We start from the raw sequence: 21,159 nt of genomic DNA, 5'->3' as shown, positions 1-21,159 counted from the left end.
GAAAATAGATGAGGGGCATTGGTACACGATGTAGCTCGGTTCGTTGAAAATGGCCAACACGCATGCAACCTGAAAAATGACGAGTATAAACTCGCTGATAGGATGTTCAGCTAATAATCGAGCCCTCTTGTAGCTAACTAAAAAGAAAATAGGGCTCGGTTGATTTTACTTGCAATTTCACTGGAGAAAACACCTTTTATGCAATCCCTGACATTACAACCAATTTCTTCAATTAATGGCACAATTAATTTGCCAGGGTCTAAAAGTGTCTCAAACCGTGCACTGTTACTTGCTGCGATGGCTAAAGGGACGACCGTACTGACTAATTTATTAGACAGTGATGATATTCGCCATATGCTGAATGCATTAAGCCAATTAGGGGTTAGTTACCAATTATCGGATGATAAAACACGGTGTTGCGTGGAAGGTCTAGGCGGTAACTTATCCCATTCGGATGAACTAGAAATATTTTTAGGTAATGCAGGGACAGCAATGCGCCCGCTGGCAGCGGCATTATCATTGAGCCACAATAATATTATTCTGACCGGAGAACCCCGTATGAAAGAGCGTCCCATTGGGCACTTAGTGGATGCTTTGAGGGAAGGCGGGGCAGTTATTGATTATTTAGAACAAGAAAATTATCCGCCGATTCGTTTAAAAGGCGGTTTTGTCGGTGGCAAAATTTCAGTCGATGGTTCGGTTTCTAGCCAATTTTTAACGGCATTATTAATGGCGGCTCCTCGTGCAGAGCAAGATACGACTATTACCATTATTGGTGAGTTAGTCTCTAAACCTTATATTGATATAACGCTAGCATTAATGAAAACTTTTGGTGTTATTGTTGAAAATCATCAATATCAACAATTTGTAATTAAAGGCCAGCAACAATATCAATCACCTGGTGAATATTTAGTGGAAGGTGACGCTTCTTCGGCTTCTTACTTTTTAGCCGCTGCTGCTATTAAAGGTGGTATTGTACGTGTCACTGGTATTGGCCGTAATAGTTTGCAAGGTGATACTAAGTTTGCCAACGTGTTGGAGAAAATGGGCGCGACGATTCGCTGGGGTGATGACTACGTTGAGTGTCAACGTGGTACTTTGAGCGGTATTGACATGGATATGAATGAAATCCCTGATGCAGCAATGACAATAGGGACTGTCGCGTTATTCGCTGAAGGCGAAACAGTTATTCGTAATATTTATAACTGGCGTGTAAAAGAAACTGACAGGTTATACGCGATGGCCACTGAGCTACGAAAAGTTGGCGCTGAAGTGGAAGAGGGGCATGATTATATCCGTGTTGTTCCACCCAAAAAACTACAACACGCAGAAATTGAAACTTACAATGACCATCGTATTGCTATGTGTTTTTCATTAGTGGCGTTATCAGATACTCCTGTCACTATTTTAGACCCAGGTTGCACTGCCAAAACGTTTCCAGATTATTTCGAGCAGCTTGCTCGCCTAAGTTAATACTTTTGTTGGGCTGATATGTTTGTTCAGTACCAGCCCAACAATAACTTAATTTAATCAATATTCTCTTATTTTCTGACAATCATCAGAACCTGCTTATTTCACAAAGTTGATGAATTGGTATAATACCTCTACTGATTTTAATTGCAGGTAGCGGATGCTATGTGCAGAAAAGGAGACTTTTTATGGTGGCGATAGCCCCTGTAATCACCGTTGATGGACCTAGCGGAGCAGGCAAAGGTACACTTTGCCAAGCATTAGCAAATGAATTTGGATGGCAACTTCTAGACTCCGGTGCAATTTATCGTGTACTCGCGTTAGCTGCATTACATCATCATGTTGATATTCAATCTGAGGATGGGCTAGTTCCTTTAGCGGCTAATTTAGATGTACGCTTTGTTCCTGAAGGGAATATCTTAAAAGTGATCCTTGAAGGTGAGGATGTCTCAAATCAGATTAGAACAGAAACCGTTGGAAATACGGCTTCGCAAACAGCAACTTTTCCCCGTGTTCGTGAAGCTCTATTACGACGCCAGCGTGCATTTAGAACATTCCCTGGGTTAATTGCCGATGGTCGAGATATGGGAACTGTTGTATTCCCTGATGCCCCAGTGAAAATTTTCCTTGATGCTTCTGCGCAAGAAAGAGCGCATCGTCGCATGAAGCAGTTGCAAGAGAAAGGCTTTGATGTTAATTTTGAACGTCTTTTAAGCGAAATTGAAGAGCGCGATTACCGTGATCGCAATCGCTCAGTTGCGCCCCTTATTGCTGCGAAAGATGCATTAGTGCTGGATTCCACAAGTATGTCAATTGAGGAAGTTATTGAAAAGGCACGCACCTATGCAAAAAAAATTCTACAATTATCGTGATAATAGGCTTTATTTTAGCTTATAATTAGATAATATACGCACTTACCGCTATGTTGATTATTTTATTAGCATAGCATCAACCTTGCGACATGGAATGTTGTGGGGTATGTGAAACAACCCCATTTGGCGGGAAGCTAAGTGGACGTTAATTAAAAACTCTTGAAGATCATTAATATGACTGAATCTTTTGCTCAACTCTTTGAAGAATCCCTGCAGAATATTGAAACTCGTCCTGGTTCTATCGTTCGTGGTACTGTCGTTGCCATCGATAAAGACGTAGTACTGGTAGACGCAGGTCTTAAATCAGAATCTGCTATCCCAGTAGAACAGTTCAAAAATGCTCAGGGTGAGCTAGAAATCCAAGTTGGCGACGAAATCGATGTAGCTCTGGATGCAGTAGAAGATGGTTTCGGTGAAACTATCCTGTCTCGTGAGAAAGCTAAACGTCATGAAGCATGGCTGATGCTGGAAAAAGCTTACGAAGAAGCTGAAACTGTAACTGGTGTTATCAACGGTAAAGTTAAAGGCGGTTTCACTGTTGAACTTAACGGCATCCGTGCGTTCTTACCAGGTTCACTGGTAGATGTACGCCCAGTTCGTGATACTACTCACTTGGAAGGCAAAGAGCTTGAGTTCAAAGTAATCAAGCTGGATCAGAAACGCAACAACGTTGTTGTTTCTCGTCGTGCTGTAATTGAATCTGAAAGCAGCGCTGAGCGCGATCAACTGCTGGAAAACCTGCAGGAAGGCATGGAAGTTAAAGGTATCGTTAAGAACCTTACTGACTACGGTGCATTCGTTGATCTTGGCGGTGTTGACGGCTTGCTGCACATCACTGACATGGCTTGGAAACGTGTTAAACACCCAAGCGAAATCGTCAACGTTGGTGATGAAATCAATGTTAAAGTTCTGAAATTCGACCGTGAGCGCACTCGTGTTTCTCTGGGTCTGAAACAACTGGGCGAAGATCCTTGGGTCGCAATCGCTAAACGTTACCCAGAAGGCACTAAGCTGACTGGTCGCGTTACTAACCTGACTGACTATGGTTGCTTCGTAGAAATCGAAGAAGGCGTTGAAGGTCTGGTTCACGTTTCAGAAATGGATTGGACTAACAAAAACATCCACCCATCTAAAGTTGTTAACGTTGGTGATGTTGTTGAAGTTATGGTTCTGGATATCGACGAAGAACGTCGTCGTATCTCTTTAGGCCTAAAACAATGCAAATCTAACCCATGGCAGCAATTTGCAGAAACTCACAACAAAGGCGACCGCGTTGAAGGTAAAATCAAGTCTATCACTGACTTCGGTATCTTCATCGGTCTGGACGGCGGCATCGATGGCCTGGTTCACTTATCTGACATCTCTTGGAACGTTGCAGGGGAAGAAGCAGTTCGTGAATACAAAAAAGGCGATGAAATCGCAGCTGTTGTTCTGCAAGTTGACGCAGAGCGTGAGCGTATCTCTTTAGGTGTTAAACAGTTAGCTGAAGATCCATTCAATAACTACTTAGCAGCTACTAAGAAAGGCGCTATCGTTACTGGTAAAGTAATCGCAGTTGACGCTAAAGGTGCAACTGTTGAGCTGACTCTGGGCGTTGAAGGTTACCTGCGTGCTTCAGAAGCTTCACGTGACCGTGTTGAAGATGCAACTCTGGTTCTGAACGTTGGTGATGATGTTGAAGCTAAATACACTGGTGTTGATCGTAAAAACCGTGTAATCAACCTGTCTGTTCGTGCTAAAGATGAAGCGGATGAGAAAGACGCTGTCGCAGCTGTGAACAAACAAGAAGATACTGCATTCGGCAACAATGCAATGGCTGAAGCTTTCAAAGCAGCTAAAGGCGAATAATTAAGTGGGGGCAGTAATAGAATTGCCCCTTTGTAACGGTAGTTTAGGGAGGTACTATGACCAAGTCTGAATTAATTGAAAGACTGGCTAGCCAGCAGTCTCATCTTTCAGCAAAAACCGTTGAGGAAGCTGTAAAGGAAATTCTTGAGCATATGGCTGATACGTTAGCCGGTGGTGAGCGTATTGAGGTTCGTGGTTTCGGCAGTTTTTCTCTTCACTACCGTGCACCACGCGTTGGCCGTAACCCAAAAACTGGTGATAAAGTGGAGCTAGAAGGTAAATATGTTCCTCATTTTAAACCAGGTAAAGAATTACGTGATCGTGTAAATATTTATGGCCAATAAAGGGCTATAAATCTTAATTATTACATCAAAACAGCGCTTGCATATTATTGTATAGCGCTGTTTTTTATAATCTGGCCAACACCCAACACCCAACACCCAACACCCAACACCCAACACCCAACACCCAACACCCAACACCCAACACCCAACACCCAACACCTAACACCTAACACCTAACACCTAACACCTAACACCTAACACCTAACACCTAACACCTAACACCTAACACCTAACACCTAACACCTAACACCTAACACCTAACACCTAACACCTAACACCTAACACCTAACACCTAACACTGGGAATCAAATACTTGACCTCATAGCTTTCGCTCATTGAAAAATGGAAAAAGAAATCAATCGGTCTAGATGGGATTATAAATGTAGATGTAGGCTTAAACACGACAAGTATTGATAAGTATTGAAATAAATTGCGAGGCGCTTCCCACTTTAATGAATACTGTATTTTTCCTGAATAACTTATTACGAAGCGCGACTCAAAACCTATCTTAACTACTTATTGAATAAATAGTTAAGTTTTAGATTGGGCTCTAGATTATGGGTAAAAGGAGCCAAATATGAAAGGACAGGGAGGGGGGAAGAACTGGGCTATTAATCACACTATTCATTATTGGCTAGGTAAATATAAAAAATCACTATCACTATCATTATCATTGGCAGCATTAGCGGTAATTACTGGGGTATTACCTTTATTATTTATTCCTGAACTTATAAGTTTAAACGTTACAATTACTTGTATTTTTATCATTACTTTATTTTTAATCTTTTATATGACTAATAAGGTGGGGAAGTTTATCTCATTGGTTATCATATCGTTTATTTGGGGAAACTGGCATTGTATTGATATTAAAAACAAAATGTATTTTCTATCTGAGAAAAACCACAAAATTGACCTTACCGTTATAAGTATTCCGTTAGCAGGAAAGGAATATAAGCATAAGGTACGTATTGATAGAATAAACTCTAAAATTATTTTTCCTCCATTATATGCTTTATGGAAGACTAAGGCGCCATTATGCGCGGGGCAGTCATGGCAAATTGTAGGAAAGCTTAAGCCTTTACATAGTTCTTTAAATGAAGGGGGGTTTAATCAACAGCGTTATCTATTAGCAAAAAGGCAAATTGGTTTACTGAAGAGTCAGCAACAAAAAATATTAGACTCTCAATGTTCTATTAGACAAAAGCTGATTAACTATTATTCACAGCAAATATCACCATTAAATAATGCAGGTGTTATTTATGCGCTTATGTTTGGTGAAAGGGGGCTATTGACCCCACAGCATTCTCTACTATTACAGAATACAGGGTTAACTCATTTAATTGCGATATCTGGTTTACATATAGGTTTAGCCTATTTATTTGGTTATTTGATTGTAAGGGGGATTCAATATTTATTACCTATATCATTTTTAAATGAAAGTATTCCAATATTGTCAGGGGTATGTTTGGCTGTTCTTTATGCTTGGGTTTCTGATTTTGCAATCCCTGCAACTCGGGCATTTTTTGCTTTATTGTTATGGGTTTATATTCGAAAAAAAACATCTCATTATTTTTCTTGGCAATGGGCGTTATGGAGCATTGCAGGTATCTTAGTATTAGACCCGTTATCAATTTTATCAGATAGTTTTTGGCTATCGAGCTTTGCGGTTTTAGCCATACTCTATTGGTCCAGTGTTTTACCTTTATCTCCTCATCTTGCGCAACAAAAAGTAATAGGGAAAATTATTATATTAACTCATTTACAGATAGGTTTACTTATTCTACTTATTCCCATGCAACTTATAATGTTTAATGGCATTAACCTAATGAGTTTTTTTGCAAACCTTTGGTTTGTCCCTATTATTTCTTGGTTAGTAGTTCCTGCTATATTTGTCTTATTTTTACTACCAATTCCTGAGATACAAAATGTTATTTTACTTGCTATTGATCAGGTAATTGAATGGGGGTTGAAGCCAATTCCATTCTTCAGCCGCTTTTGGTTTGAATTACGTCATGTGCCTTATTATGCTTTGGTAAGCTGTTGGCTTATTGTTTTAGTGATCCTTTACCGCTGGTACAAAAATTACTTAGGGCTATGCGGCTGTGTCCTCATATTAATACTAACTGAAAGAGGGAATAGTAAATCACCAAAAAAGGATTGGAGCTTAACTGTACTCGATATTGGCCACGGTTTAGCAGTCGTTATAGAACAAAATAATCTAGCATTCTTATATGATACAGGAAATATATGGAAAGGGAGCAGCAGTGCAAAAAAGCAGGTTATCCCCTTTCTTAAACATCATAATATTACACCGTTAACTGTTATTCTCAGTCATAATCATCTGGATCATACTGGGGGCGTTAAAGATTTAAGTCAGCAATACCCGTGGATAAGCATACGTAGTAGTTTTGGTAATTACTCTAATGAATATAATAAGTTAAAGAAAAGACAGCGTATTCAGCATCTTCCTTGCTTCAAAGAGCAAAAGTGGCAATGGGGGATTTTAACATTTGAAGTGTTGTGGCCTGAAAAATCATCAAAAATATCGCATAACAATGATTCTTGTGTTATTCAATTAACTGATGGGTACCATAAAATCTTATTGACGGGAGATTTAGAAAAACAAGGTGAAAGATCAATTGTTGAAATGTATAAATCAAGACTTCATTCTAACATTTTATTTGCGCCTCACCATGGAAGTAGCACATCCTCAACCGCCTTATTGTTAAGGAATGTTAAACCATCATTGGCATTAGTTTCTTCTGCAAGGTACAGTGCGTGGAAAATTCCATCACAAAAAGTCTATTCTAGGTATAAAAGTAGTGGCGTTAAATGGTTAAACACAGCAGAGAATGGTCAGATAACTTTATGGTTTAAAAAAGAAAATATTAAAATTTTACGTTATCGCTATGAAATTCAACCCCGTTGGTATCATCTGTGGTTTGGCTTGCCGCTATTTCCCGAGTAGAATAGTGCGCTTACATTAAGTCTGGTAATTAAAAGTATGAATGATAAAGACCTTTCGACAAAACAAACTTTTCGCCGCTTGTGGCCAATTATTGCGCCTTTTAAAGCGGGTTTAATTGTAGCAGCAATAGCACTTATCATTAACGCCGCAGGTGATGCGTTTATGATTTCTTTGTTAAAACCCTTGTTAGATGAAGGCTTCGATAAAGCCGACAACGATGTTTTAAAATGGCTTCCGCTTGCGGTGTTAGGTCTTATGGTCGTTCGTGGTAGTTCTAGCTTTGTTTCAACCTATTGTGTTTCATGGGTCGCGGGCAAAGTCGTTATGAATATGCGCCGTAAATTGTTTGGTCATATGATGGGAATGCCTGTTAGCTTTTTTGACCAGCAGTCAACAGGGACATTATTATCGAGAATTACTTATGACTCAGAGCAGGTTGCTTCCTCTTCCTCAGGTGCATTAATTACTATTATACGTGAAAGCGCCTATATTATCGGGTTGTTTGCCATGATGTTTTATTACAGCTGGCAACTATCTCTGATATTAATTGTTATTGCCCCAGTTGTTTCTGTGACTATTCGCATTGTCTCTAAACGTTTTCGTAAAATCAGTAAAAATATGCAAACGGGGATGGGGCATGTTACTGCTAGCGCAGAGCAAATGTTAAAAGGGCATAAAGAAGTTTTAATTTTTGGTGGGCAGAAAGTTGAAACTGAGCGTTTTAACAAGGTAAGCAATAACATGCGTCGCCAAAATATGAAAATGGTAACCGCATCAGCAATTTCAGACCCGATTGTTCAACTTATTGCTTCATTCGCATTGGCATTTGTATTGTACGCTGCGAGCTTTCCCGAAATTCGCGATGAATTAACATCAGGTACCATTGCCGTTGTATTTTCATCTATGTTTGCATTAATGCGGCCTTTAAAATCCCTCACTAATGTTAACTCTCAATTTCAGCGCGGTATGGCTGCTTGCCAAACCTTGTTTGCTATCTTAGATACTGAACAAGAAAAAGATAATGGGACGAAAGTATTAAAAGAGGTAAAAGGTGACATCAAATTTGAACATGTTACTTTTACCTATGAAACCAAAGAGCATCCTGCGTTAGACGATATTTCATTTACGTTACCTGCGGGGAAATCAGTTGCTCTGGTCGGGCGTTCAGGTTCAGGTAAGTCTACTATTGCTAATTTAATTACGCGTTTTTATGACATTGATGAAGGAACGATCCAGATAGATGGTCATGACATTCGCGAATACACCTTAGCTTCGTTACGGAACCAAGTTGCTTTAGTTTCACAGCATGTTTACTTATTTAACGATACGATAGCCAATAATATTGCCTATGCAACAGATGGCAACTACAGCCGTGAGCAAATTGAAAAAGCAGCAGAGATGGCTTACGCAATGGACTTTATTGCCAAGCTTGATAAAGGCTTAGATACGGTTATTGGTGAAAATGGGGTCATGCTTTCAGGTGGTCAGCGCCAGCGGATAGCGATAGCTCGCGCATTGTTACGTGATGCCCCAATCCTTATTCTTGATGAAGCAACCTCTGCTTTAGATACTGAGTCTGAACGTGCAATTCAAGCTGCACTTGATGAACTACAAAAGAATAGGACATCTTTAGTGATTGCTCATAGGTTATCAACGATAGAGAACGCCGATGAAATCTTAGTGGTACAAGATGGCAAGATTATTGAGCGTGGTAATCATGCATCTTTATTAGCGCAAGATGGCGCGTATTCTCAATTACATAGAATCCAATTTAAACAATGATAGAGCGTATTTGGTCTGGCAAATCTTGGCTATATATTGTGTTATTGCCGTTATCTTTCCTTTATGGGCTGATAACAGTAATTCGGCATATGGCATATAAAGTTGGGCTATTTCGTTCATGGAAAGCACCGGTTCCGGTGGTCGTAGTTGGGAACCTAACTGCGGGTGGAAATGGTAAAACGCCCGTAGTCATTTGGTTAGTTGAATCATTAACTAATGCAGGTTATCGGGTGGGGGTCGTTTCTAGGGGCTATGGCGGTAAGTCAGAGAATTACCCATTAGTACTTAATGAGGCGACTACCACACAAGTTGCAGGGGATGAACCTGTATTGATATTTCATCGCACAAAGGCGCCTGTTGCTGTAGCCCCTAAGCGTAGCGATGCAGTTAAAGCCCTGCTTCAGGCATACGAATTAGATGTCATCATCACCGATGACGGGCTACAACACTACGCACTGCAACGTGACTATGAGATAGTCGTTATTGATGGGCAACGTCGTTTTGGTAATGGCTGGTGGCTTCCTGCTGGGCCTATGCGTGAAAGAATTGGGCGTTTAAAAACTGTTAATGCATCTATAGTTAATGGTGGTAATCCCCAAGGAAATGAAGTGCTAATGACCCTAGAGGGGGATAGCGCAATTAACCTTGTGAGCTTAAAAAAACAACCCGTTACGGAGCTAGAGTCGGTAGTGGCAATGGCAGGAATTGGTCACCCCACACGTTTTTTTAATTCTTTACAGGGTAAAGGGGTTGTATTAGAGGGAAGCCAAGCTTTTGCCGATCACCAATCGTATGAACAACAACAGTTAATGTCTTTAGTTAAACCCCATCAGTCTTTATTAATGACGGAGAAAGATGCAGTAAAATGCAGCGAATTTGCTCAACCTAACTGGTGGTTCCTTCCTGTTCAAGCTCAGCTCCAACATCGTGGTGCAGATAAAATTTTAAGCGAAATAAAAAAACTTATCACAAATAACAAAAAAACTTGCCACTAACGTTTCACTATGATAATAATATCGCCAATGTGATATAGATCTACTTATTATGTATCTAGATGCAATACATTAATAATTGGATTTTATACTAGCTTGAATTTCACGCCGCGTTCTTTAGTTAGTCTTCATATCCTCGCACAATCTACATTATTGGGTCGTTACTTCTAAGTTTTGTCATCATAATGTCAAATTAGGCTGTTAACTTCACAGTGGATGAGTGATATCTGAAATCTATATTTACGGGCGTTATAGTAAATGCACAATTATTTATGTGCATAAATTGGTAAAAGTGTATTTACTCTTTGATGTATTAATAGATCGGCAATTTATAAATGGGACGCAAGAAAGAGTAATGATACAAAGATAAAAAAAATATTGTTCTCAGAACAAAAGGAGTTTTAATATGAATTTTCAATTACATATGGGTCGAGTTAAATGGTTTGACGCAAAAGAAGGTTACGGTTTTATTTCACCATTCAATGGTGGAGATGATGTATTTGTGACAACAAAATCAATCGCTAATAAAAAAATCAAATCATTATTTGAAGGTCAAAACGTTGAGTTCTCTGTTACTCGTAATTCGGATGGCATAACGGCAGCAGACGTTATTGCTTACTAGAAGTAATTACTAAACAATTAACAGAACAAATTCTCCTGCTTTTATCCTCTCATCTCACGCAGGAGATCTTATTCAGAAAGATTAAAGTTAACGGTGATATCTGCATGTGATATCCTGACTCCAAGTGAGTTAAAATCCATTCGGGAGAAAACATGGATCACCGTTTACTTGAAATCATTGCCTGCCCTATATGTCATGGCAAATTAAGCTATAACAAAGAAAACCTCGAGCTTATCTGCAAGTTTGATCACTTAGCCTATCCAATTCGTGATGGCATCCCTGTATTACTCGAAAATGAAGCACGCCAAGTCTCATTAGATGAAGGAAAATAATCGCCATGTTTACGGTTATTATTCCTGCTCGTTATGCATCGACTCGTTTGCCGGGTAAACCTTTAGCTGATATTCATGGCAAGCCAATGGTCGTTAGGGTGATGGAACAAGCGATTAAATCAGGGGCTAGTCGAGTCATTGTGGCGACAGATCATCCTGATGTGGCTAAAGCCGTGATTGAAGCTGGGGGTGAGGCTTGTATGACCAACCCCGAACACCAGTCTGGCACTGAGCGGTTAGCAGAAGTTATCGATACTTACGGCTTTTCTGATGATGAAATCATTGTGAATGTGCAAGGGGATGAGCCTTTAATTCCACCTGAAATTATTAGCCAAGTAGCAAATAATCTTAAGGGAAGTCAAGCTGGAATGGGTACGCTGGCCGTGCCTATTCATGATGCTCATGAGGCATTTAACCCCAATGCAGTGAAAGTGGTTACTGATCAAGGTGGCTATGCGTTGTACTTTTCTCGTGCAACTATTCCTTGGGACAGAGACGGTTTTGCTAAAAGTCATGATGTCATTGGTGACACGTTTTTACGTCATATTGGTATTTACGCCTATCGCGCTGGGTTTATCCGCCGTTATGTTAGTTGGGAAGCTAGTCCATTAGAAAAAATCGAGATGCTTGAGCAGCTTCGGGTGCTTTGGTATGGTGAGAAAATTCATGTGGATGTAGCTAAAACAACACCAGGGGCGGGTGTTGATACCCAAGCAGATCTTGATGCTGTCAGAAAGCAATTTCTATTGTAATTAAAATATTATTCAGTAAGCCCAAGAGGTAGCATCTTGTTTGTTCTCTTGGTATTCAACAAAAGGTGTAATCTGTATAGGTTACACCTTTTTGTTTTCATTCGGCGACGGTTGCTTCTGGAGTTGGCAACGAGGAGTCTATTGATTGTGTATTATCAGGCTTTAGGTGCCACCAAATCGTCCCAAGAAATTCATACCACGCTCGTTCACTGTGACCGAAGTAATATGCTGAAGGGATGTATTTCTCCCATGGGTTAATGCCGCTAGTAATAACAAGTTGATTTGCGGGAGCAGGGAATGGTTGCATGCCTCTGTCTGTAAACATGGTTATCGCCCGAGGCAAATGGTTGGCTGAAGTGACTAATAAGAAAGGCGATTTCCCAATAATTTTCTCAACCTCAAAGGCTTCTTCTTGGGTATCTTTAGGCTCTGTAAGAGGGATTGTATCTTGTGCGGGTACACCTAAAGACTGAGCTACTTGTGCCGCAACTTCTGCACTGCTTATGGTGCTGCTCGCTTTCCCTCCAGTAAAGATAAGCTTACTGCCTGGGTGTTTTAAATATAATCGGACGCCTTCAGTTACTCTTGGTAGGCTGTTATTCAATAAGTTAGAGCTTGGGCTCCAATCTGGGTTGTAAGTAAACCCACCTCCTAATACCACGATATACTGTATATTTTGCGGTGGTGTTTCAGTGATCAATTCATATCGCTTATTATATTGGCCTTCTACAGGCGCGAGCAAGCTATCTGAAACAGGCTGTAATCCGAGTACTGCTAGGAGTATTAAGCTCAGGCTAGTAAATGTTTTTCCGCATCGTTGCCAGCGAGTGAACCAGAGTAAAATTAACCCGATAAACCCAATGATGAGCAATAATGGCAGTGGCATCAAAAGGGAACCAATATATTTTTTTAAAAAAAATAACATAACTAAGCCTATTCTTAAGGGTTATCAATTAATTTTGGTTGTGGAACTACCCTTGAAAAAGCGTCATATAACCACTTTTTCAACATAAAAATAGCGAAAATCGCCTTCAATGATGTCAAAATGAAATTCACTGAGCAAAATAAAGTACAATGCAAAAATATCGCTATTATCTGTTATAATTCATGTTTCAATTGTCGCCTACATCTGGTGTGATAAGCACAATACTCAGTGATAGTATTCTCAATTTAGCTTAATTTCATTAAGTTCAAGATGAAAATAGACTACATTGGCGGTTTTTGCGACTAATTGGCCCATAAAACTTAGTTAATGAACAATGATAGGCAACCGGATAGCACATGGCAGACCGCAACTTTGATGATATTGTCGATAAATTTGCAAAAAAATATCTACGGCACGACAAAAGGAAAAATACGTGAAGCGGTGGTTTGGCAAGATTTAACGCATATATTAGATAGCCAATTTAAGGGGAAAACCTTAAAAATACTTGATGCAGGTGGAGGTGAAGGGCATTTTTCACGTAAACTTGCTGCTATGGGCCATCAAGTTATACTTTGCGATTTATCCGAAGAAATGTTGGAACGAGCCAGTGAGCTTGCAAAAGAACAAGGGATTAGCGATAACATTCGCTTTGTTCACTGTGCGGTGCAAGATATTTCCCAACATATTAATGAGCCCGTTGACCTTGTTTTGTTCCATGCTGTTCTTGAATGGATTAGCGATCAAAAATATGCAATTGAACAACTGGCAGATATAATCAGACCAGAAGGCGTATTTTCTGTCATGTTCTATAATGCAAATGGCTTAGTCATGCGTAATGCGATTTTGGGGAACTTTCATTTGGCAACCCCGCATATTCAGCGGCGTCGTAAACGCTCGTTATCGCCACAGAAACCTTTATTTCCTCAGCAAGTTGATGAGTGGTTAAGGGGGTGTGGTATGAGCATCTTAGCTAAAAGTGGCGTCAGAGTTTTCCATGACTATCTGCAAAGTAGGCAATTACAGCAAAAAGATTTTCCTGCATTGTTAGCGTTAGAGCAACAATATTGTCGTGAAGAACCCTATCTTAGTATGGGGCGTTATATTCATGTCATGGCACGCAAACAAATACAAAAGGACGATTTATGAGTGATTTTTCCCAGACCGTCCCTGAACTTGTGTCTTGGGCACGAAAAAATGATTTTGCGATTTCACTCCCTGCTGAGCGTTTGGCATTTTTGCTGGCGGTGGCAGTATTAAACAGTGAAAGAGTGAATGGCGAAATGAGTGAAGGGGAACTGGTTGACGCCTTTCGTGAAGTTTGCAAAGGTTTTGAACAGACAACGGAATCTTTGGCGGTGAGGGCAAATAATGCCATCAATGATATGGTGCGCCAAAAGATATTTAACCGTTTCGCCAGTGATATTGTTGAAGGCAATGCCATTTATCGTCTGACCCCATTGGGGATTGGCATCAGCGATTATTATATACGCCAGCGAGAATTTTCCACATTAAGACTTTCCATGCAGCTTTCGATAGTTGCCAGTGAGCTGCAAAGAGCGGCTGAAGCAGCAGAAGAAGGCGGTGATGAATTTTATTGGCATCGTTATGTTTTTGCTCCATTAAAATATTCAGTCGCTGAAATTTTTGATAGCATCGATTTATCCCAACGTATCATGGATGAGCAGCAAAATACCGTTAAAGAAGATATTGCTGCCTTGTTAAACCAAGATTGGCAGGCGGCCATCGCAAACTGTGAGCAATTATTATCAGAAACATCCGGTACTTTGCGTGAGCTGCAAGACACGTTAGAAGCCGCAGGGGATAAACTACAAGCCAATTTATTGCGTATTCAAGAAGCGAATATGAATGCACCTGCTTTTTCTGAAATGGTGGATAGACTGGTTTTTGACTTACAAAATAAATTAGACCGTATCGTTAGTTGGGGGCAGCAATCTATCGATTTATGGATAGGCTATGACCGTCACGTCCATAAATTTATCCGTACAGCGATAGATATGGATAAAAACAGGATCTTTTCACAACGGTTACGTCAGTCCGTTCAACATTATCTCGATAGCCCTTGGGCTCTTACTTATACCAACGCAGACCGGTTATTCGATATGCGAGATGAAGAGCTCACATTACATGATGAAGAGGTAACGGGTGAATTGCCTCCAGAGCTTGAATTTGAAGAGTTTAGTGAGCTCAATGATAAACTAGCCGAGTTAATGGAAGTGGAACTTGCCATCTATAAAACAGAACAGCGTCCATTAGACGTTGGTCGTGTATTGCAGGGGTACTTGCAGCAATATCCACAAAAACGTCATTTTGATGTCGCTCGAATTATTATTGATCAGGCGGTAAGACTAGGCATTGCAGAGGCTGATTTGGCGGGGTTACCGGCAGAATGGCAAGCTATTAATGATTACGGAGCCAAGGTACAGGCACATGTCATCGACAAATATTGAACAATTTATGCCAGTAAAACTGGCTCAAGCATTAGCTAACCCTATTTTCCCAGAGCTAGACAGCCAATTGCGTTCAGGTCGGCATATTAGTATTGATGACCTTGATAACCATGCATTTTTGATGGATTTTCAGGAAGCATTGGAGCAATTTTACTCACGGTATAATGTTGAGCTAATTCGTGCACCTGAAGGGTTTTTCTATTTACGCCCGCGTTCGACCACGTTGATCCCACGCTCAGTCCTATCTGAATTGGATATGATGGTTGGCAAAATTCTGTGTTATCTCTACCTCAGCCCTGAGCGTTTAAGTAATCAAGGTATCTTTACCTCTCAAGAGCTTTTTGAAGAATTACTCTCTTTAGCGGATGAAAATAAACTGCTTAAATTTGTTAATCAGCGTTCTACGGGTTCTGACCTTGATAAACAAAAATTGCAGGAAAAATTAAGAACATCATTAAACCGTCTACGTCGTTTAGGGATGGTGCATTTTCTGCAAAATGACCCGAGTAAATTTATTATTAGTGAATCTGTGTTCCGTTTTGGTGCAGATGTACGCAGTGGTGATAACCCGCAAGACGCTCAGTTACGTATGATCCGTGATGGCGAAGCTATCTCTCTCGAAGGTGAACTCTCACTAAAAGACAGTGAAGAAGAGAATGTCGAAGATAGTCAAGAACCGGCAGAAAGTGATGAGGATGAAGAATAATGATTGAACGCGGAAAATTTCGCTCACTGACGCTGGTGAATTGGAACGGTTTTTTTGCTCGTACTTTTGACCTTGACGAGTTAGTCACCACTTTATCTGGTGGTAATGGTGCGGGTAAATCGACAACGATGGCTGCTTTTATTACTGCCATGATCCCAGATTTAACCTTACTCCACTTCCGTAATACCACCGAAGCCGGTGCTACCTCAGGGTCACGGGACAAAGGGTTACATGGGAAATTACGTCCTGGAGTCTGCTATGCCATTTTAGATGTTTTAAACTCTAAACATCAGCGCGTCATGGTGGGTGTGCGCTTACAGCAAGTTGCTGGGCGTGATAAAAAAGTTGATATTAAGCCTTTCATGGTGCAAGGCATTCCATTGGCAACGGTTCCGACTGAAATATTGACAGAAGTGATTGATGGTCGCCAAGCCAAAGTGATCCCACTGAATGAGTTAAAAGAACGCCTTGAAGAGCAAGAAGGGATTTTGTTCAAGCAATTTAACTCAATTACAGATTACCATTCGGTTCTATTTGAATTAGGTGTCTTGCCAAAACGTTTACGCTCAGCGAGTGATCGAAGCAAATATTATCGGCTTATTGAAGCGTCATTATACGGTGGGATTTCCAGCGCGATTACGCGTTCATTACGTGATTACTTATTGCCTGAAAATGGTGGCGTTCGTAAAGCCTTCCAAGATATGGAAGCTGCATTGCGTGAAAACCGCTTAACGTTGGAAGCCATTCGCGTTACACAATCTGACCGCGACTTGTTTAAACATTTAATTAGCCAAGCAACAGATTATGTATCAGCGGATTATATGCGTCATTCCAATGAAAGGCGTATCCATTTAGATGCCGCTTTAGCTGCACGTAATGAGTTATTCGCTAGTCGTAAACAACTGCGCATAGAGCAAGTTCGTAGTGTAGAAATGGCACGCGAGCTAAATGAGCAAAATAGCGCTTCAACAGAATTGGAAGCTGATTACCAAGCGGCCAATGACCATTTGAATTTAGTGCAAGCAGCGCTGCGTCAGCAAGAAAAAATAGACCGTTATCAAGCTGATATTGAAGAGCTGACTTATCGCCTTGAAGAGCAAAGCGAAGTTGTTGCAGAAGCAACAGAAACACAAGACGAATATGAAGCTCGTGCCCAAGCCGCTGAGATAGAGGTTGATGAGCTAAAAAACCAATTAGCGGACTACCAACAAGCATTAGATGTACAGCAAACTCGTGCTATCCAATACCAACAAGCGTTACATGCATTAACTCGAGCTCGTGATCTGTGTCAGCTTCCTGAATTATCAATTGATAATGCAGATGAATGGTTAGATACATTTGAGGCTCGGGAACAGCAAGCGACAGAGTCGTTATTGGCCCTTGAACAAAAAATGAGTGTTGCTGATGCAGCACATAGCCAATTTGAGCAAGCCTATCAATTAGTTAAAAATATGGTAGGTGAGGTAAGTCGCAGTGATGCATACCAACAAGCACGTGCTCTATTACGGGATTGGTCATCACAACAGCATTTAGCTGAACGTGTACAACCGTTACGCATGCAACTCTCTGAATTACAACAACGCCTAAATAGCCAGCAGAATGCAGAGCGTATGTTGGCAGAGTTTTGTAAACGCCACGGTCAAAGCTATGAGCCTGATGAACTTGATGCGTTAATGGCTGAGTTAGAAGCGCAACAAGAAGAATTAAGTGTTGGTGTAAACGAAAGTGGCGAAAGGCGCATGCAAATGCGCCAAGAATTGGAACAAATTCGCCAGCGTATCCAACAGTTATCTTCTAAAGCACCTGCATGGATCATTGCTCAAGAAGCATTAACTCAATTGAATGAACAATCAGGTGAAGTTTTTGCATCGAGTACTGCTGTAACTGAATTTATGCAGCAGTTGCTTGAACAAGAAAGGGAAATCACGGTTGAGCGCGATGAGATTGCAGCGCAGCGGCGCGACCTTGAGAAGCAAATAGAGCGTTTAAGTCAGCCAAGTGGTGCAGAAGATAGCCGGATGCTTGCATTGGCGGAACGTTTCAACGGGGTATTACTGTCTGAAATTTATGATGACATTACTATTGAAGATGCGGCTTATTTCTCAGCATTATATGGTCCTGCTCGTCACGGTATTGTCGTACAGGATTTATCAGCTGTTCGTAGCCAGTTAGAAACTTTACAAGACTGCCCTGATGATGTGTATTTTATCGAAGGGGACCCTTCTTCCTTTGATGATAGCGTTTTTGATGCCCAAGAATTTGAACAAGCCGTATTAGTTCGCTCTTCTGAGCGGCAGTGGCGTTATTCGCGTTATCCTGAGCTTCCTTTATTTGGGCGAGCAGCGCGTGAAAGCCATTTAGAGTCATTATCAGCTGAGCGTGATGAGCTCGCCGAACGCTATGCGACATTGTCATTTGATGTACAAAAAATTCAACGTTCACATCAAGCATTCAGTCGTTTTATCGGTCAGCACATTTCTGTCGCTTTCGAAGCAGACCCAGAAGCTGAAATCCGTACACTTAATCAAAAACGAACAGAACTAGAAAGAGCTTTAGCGCAATTTGAAGAACAAACCCAACAACAGCGCCAACAATTTGCTCAAGGAAAAGAAAGTTTAACGGCACTTAACCGTTTGTTACCGCAGATGGGCTTGTTACTTGATGAAACACTGGTGGATAGGGTTGAAGAAATCAATGAGGAACTATCAGAAGCTGAAGAAGCGGCGCATTTCCTCAATAAACATGGAAGTACATTAGAAAAATTAGAGCCGATTGTAACGGTATTACTCAGTGACCCTGAGCAACATGACCAGCTACGCAAAGATTACGAACTCGCGAAGCACACTCAACAGAATGCAAAACAGCAGGCTTTTGCATTGGTTGAAGTGGTTCAACGTCGGGCTCACTTTAGTTACAGTGACTCTACGGGGATGGTTAGTGAAAATAGTGATTTGAATGAAAAATTGCGTCAGCGTTTGGAACAGGCAGAAACCGAGCGAGCTCGAGCCCGTGAGCAACTACGTCAGCAGCAATCGCAGAGTGCGCAATACTATCAAGTATTGGCTTCGTTACGTAGCTCTTTTGAAACTAAGCAAGAAATGCTGAAAGAGCTAGAAGCCGAAATGCAGGAGATTGGTGTAAAAGCTGACCCTGAAGCACAAGAGCGTGCACGCATTCGTCGTGATGAATTACACCAACGAGTGATGGAGAACCGTAGCCGTATTAATCAGTTAGAAAAACAGCTAACCTTATGTGAAGCTGAAATGGATAACTTACAAAAACGCCTGCGTAAGTTAGAAAAAGATTATTATCTATTACGTGAACAAGTGGTTTCTGCGAAAGCAGGTTGGTGTGCTGTAATGCGTTTGGTGAAAGACAATGGTGTTGAGCGCCGTTTGCACCGCCGTGAACTTGCTTATACTGATGGTGACAGTTTACGCTCTATGTCGGATAAAGCATTAGGGGCGCTACGTCTTGCGGTGGCAGATAACGAACATTTACGTGATGTGCTACGTTTATCTGAAGATCCAAAATACCCAGAACGCAAAATTAAGTTCTTTATTGCAGTGTATCAACACTTACGCGAACGAATTCGCCAAGATATTATTCGTACGGATGACCCGATTGATGCGATTGAGCAAATGGAAATTGAGTTGGGTCGTTTAACGGAAGAATTAACCGCTCGTGAGCAAAAATTAGCGATTAGCTCGAAAAGTGTGGCGAATATTATTCGCAAAACAATCCAACGTGAACAAAATCGTATCCGCATGTTAAACCAAGGGTTACAAGCCGTTGCGTTTGGCCAAGTGAAAGGCGTTCGTCTTAATGTAAATATTCGTGAAAGCCATGCACTGTTACTCAGTGTACTGTCTGAAGAAAGTGAAATGCATCAAGACTTATTTACTAGCCAGCGCCTGACATTCTCTGAAGCGATGGCAAAACTGTATCAACGCCTTAACCCTCAAGTGGATGTTGGCCAGCGTTTACCGCAAACCATTGGTGAGGAATTACTCGATTATCGCAACTACTTAGAGCTAGATGTCGAGGTTAACCGTGGCTCAGATGGCTGGCTGAAAGCAGAGAGTGGTGCGCTATCAACGGGTGAAGCTATTGGTACAGGGATGTCAATTCTGGTGATGGTGGTACAAAGCTGGGAAGAAGAATCCCGTCGTTTACGTGCAAAAGATATTATTCCTTGTCGTCTATTATTCTTAGATGAAGCCGCTCGATTAGATGCTAAATCGATAGCAACCTTATTCGAATTGTGTGATAGGTTAGAAATGCAGTTAATAATTGCGGCACCAGAGAATATAAGCCCTGAGAAAGGGACAACTTATAAGCTAGTTCGTAAGGTGATAGGCAACCATGAGCATGTGCATGTGGTTGGCTTAAAAGGTTTTGGCCAAGACAGTGCTAGTGTTCAAGAACCAGCCTTGTAGTATTAGATAACTTAAATGCATTTAAAGCCGATACTTAGTAATAAGTATCGGCTTTTTTGTATTTGATATCCCTTCTTCTAACTGAAGGGATATCTGTGTTTTAAACATAAAAGCACAGTATTTTAATGGGTAGCTTAATAGTGATAGCGAGAGAAACTGCTTAGGGAAAGTATATTTTTACGATTAACGCATATAGAATGTAACAAAAATTAATGAAGTATAACTAACTCTCGTAATGAATTTAATTTAGGTAAAACTTTGCATGAAAAACACTTATAGTTATATCGATATAATAACTAATTATGGATAAGGATAATTAACTGTTTCTATATAGGGGTATTTGGCAGTTTTACAACGGATTGGAAATTTTTTTATCTGTTTATTTCTTATTTATGCTGATGGAGTCTCACAAAAACTCTAAATTGGTGTTTTAATTGGTTGATTTATTTGTTTGTTTTGGTTTTTCTTAATGTTAAACAACATAAAAATGTAACCTGAGTGCCAAGGTTAGTCAGTTCATTGTATTTTTATTCTTTAGCGCATTAATTATTAATAATTTTGTATAAAAGAAAGTTGGATGGGAAAGAGATAATTAAGGGTGTACCTTATTGCGCATATTAATTAGATATAAAAAATGAT

Annotated in this window: 14 protein-coding genes and 1 pseudogene; 14 read left to right on the top strand and 1 reads right to left on the bottom strand. The window is 40.6% G+C overall.

The features are described 5' to 3' along the window. Positions 1 to 198: 198 nt before the first annotated feature. The 10 genes from aroA (at position 199) to kdsB (ending at position 11,982) form a co-directional block, all read left to right on the top strand. Positions 199 to 1,473 carry a 3-phosphoshikimate 1-carboxyvinyltransferase gene (gene aroA / locus M1F14_RS17710; RefSeq protein ID WP_042846477.1) on the top strand — a complete coding sequence of 425 codons (1,275 nt, stop codon included), beginning with the start codon at positions 199 to 201 and terminating at the stop codon, positions 1,471 to 1,473. Between the two features lie 185 nt (positions 1,474 to 1,658). Continuing rightward, on the top strand, positions 1,659 to 2,342 hold the full coding sequence (gene cmk, locus M1F14_RS17705) for a (d)CMP kinase (RefSeq protein WP_042846475.1): 684 nt from the start codon (positions 1,659 to 1,661) through the stop codon (positions 2,340 to 2,342). A gap of 174 nt (positions 2,343 to 2,516) precedes the next feature. Continuing rightward, a complete protein-coding gene (gene rpsA, locus M1F14_RS17700; protein ID WP_004909559.1) occupies positions 2,517 to 4,190 on the top strand; it encodes a 30S ribosomal protein S1 in 1,674 nt (557 codons plus the stop codon). Between the two features lie 56 nt (positions 4,191 to 4,246). Beyond that, positions 4,247 to 4,534, top strand: a complete 288-nt coding sequence (gene ihfB, locus M1F14_RS17695; RefSeq protein WP_042846474.1) for an integration host factor subunit beta — start codon at positions 4,247 to 4,249, stop codon at positions 4,532 to 4,534. Positions 4,535 to 5,111: 577 nt separating this feature from the next. Continuing rightward, the gene (locus tag M1F14_RS17690; RefSeq protein WP_181469169.1) at positions 5,112 to 7,502 is read left to right on the top strand and encodes a DNA internalization-related competence protein ComEC/Rec2; all 2,391 of its coding nucleotides are present in this window, start codon (positions 5,112 to 5,114) and stop codon (positions 7,500 to 7,502) included. A 36-nt stretch (positions 7,503 to 7,538) separates the two neighbouring features. Then, positions 7,539 to 9,284: a lipid A ABC transporter ATP-binding protein/permease MsbA gene (gene msbA, locus M1F14_RS17685; RefSeq protein WP_042846473.1), complete on the top strand. Its 1,746-nt coding sequence runs from the start codon at positions 7,539 to 7,541 to the stop codon at positions 9,282 to 9,284. Next, the gene (lpxK, locus tag M1F14_RS17680; protein ID WP_181469170.1) at positions 9,281 to 10,279 is read left to right on the top strand and encodes a tetraacyldisaccharide 4'-kinase; all 999 of its coding nucleotides are present in this window, start codon (positions 9,281 to 9,283) and stop codon (positions 10,277 to 10,279) included. The genes msbA and lpxK overlap by 4 nt, the downstream gene beginning before the upstream one ends. A 403-nt stretch (positions 10,280 to 10,682) precedes the next feature. Next, positions 10,683 to 10,898 carry a cold-shock protein gene (locus tag M1F14_RS17675; protein ID WP_004256206.1) on the top strand — a complete coding sequence of 72 codons (216 nt, stop codon included), beginning with the start codon at positions 10,683 to 10,685 and terminating at the stop codon, positions 10,896 to 10,898. Between the two features lie 152 nt (positions 10,899 to 11,050). Next, positions 11,051 to 11,230: a Trm112 family protein gene (locus M1F14_RS17670; RefSeq protein WP_042846471.1), complete on the top strand. Its 180-nt coding sequence runs from the start codon at positions 11,051 to 11,053 to the stop codon at positions 11,228 to 11,230. 5 nt (positions 11,231 to 11,235) lie between these two features. Next, a complete protein-coding gene (kdsB, locus tag M1F14_RS17665) occupies positions 11,236 to 11,982 on the top strand; it encodes a 3-deoxy-manno-octulosonate cytidylyltransferase (RefSeq protein WP_181469171.1) in 747 nt (248 codons plus the stop codon). Positions 11,983 to 12,079: 97 nt separating this feature from the next. Here the strand turns inward: kdsB and elyC are convergent, their stop codons facing one another. Next, positions 12,080 to 12,907 carry an envelope biogenesis factor ElyC gene (elyC, locus tag M1F14_RS17660; protein WP_042846469.1) on the bottom strand — a complete coding sequence of 276 codons (828 nt, stop codon included), beginning with the start codon at positions 12,905 to 12,907 and terminating at the stop codon, positions 12,080 to 12,082. Positions 12,908 to 13,263: 356 nt separating this feature from the next. Here elyC and cmoM point away from each other — a divergent pair. The 4 genes and pseudogenes from cmoM to mukB all read left to right on the top strand — a co-directional run bounded on the left by cmoM (position 13,264) and on the right by mukB (position 20,520). Further along, positions 13,264 to 14,053 (top strand): annotated as a pseudogene (cmoM, locus tag M1F14_RS17655) (tRNA uridine 5-oxyacetic acid(34) methyltransferase CmoM). Further along, entirely contained in the window at positions 14,050 to 15,375 is a 1,326-nt protein-coding gene (gene mukF / locus M1F14_RS17650) for a chromosome partition protein MukF (protein ID WP_042846467.1), read from the top strand. Before cmoM ends, mukF begins: the two are co-directional and overlap by 4 nt. Then, positions 15,356 to 16,081, top strand: a complete 726-nt coding sequence (gene mukE, locus M1F14_RS17645; protein WP_042846466.1) for a chromosome partition protein MukE — start codon at positions 15,356 to 15,358, stop codon at positions 16,079 to 16,081. Before mukF ends, mukE begins: the two co-directional genes overlap by 20 nt. After that, positions 16,081 to 20,520 (top strand): chromosome partition protein MukB, encoded by a 4,440-nt coding sequence (gene mukB / locus M1F14_RS17640; protein ID WP_181469172.1) that lies wholly within the window; start codon positions 16,081 to 16,083, stop codon positions 20,518 to 20,520. Before mukE ends, mukB begins: the two co-directional genes overlap by 1 nt. Positions 20,521 to 21,159 lie beyond the last annotated feature (639 nt).

It is taken from the genome of Providencia sp. PROV003 (assembly GCF_045040775.1).
In the GTDB taxonomy this organism is placed as follows: domain Bacteria; phylum Pseudomonadota; class Gammaproteobacteria; order Enterobacterales; family Enterobacteriaceae; genus Providencia; species Providencia huashanensis.
This window is presented reverse-complemented; position numbering and strand designations above follow the sequence as displayed.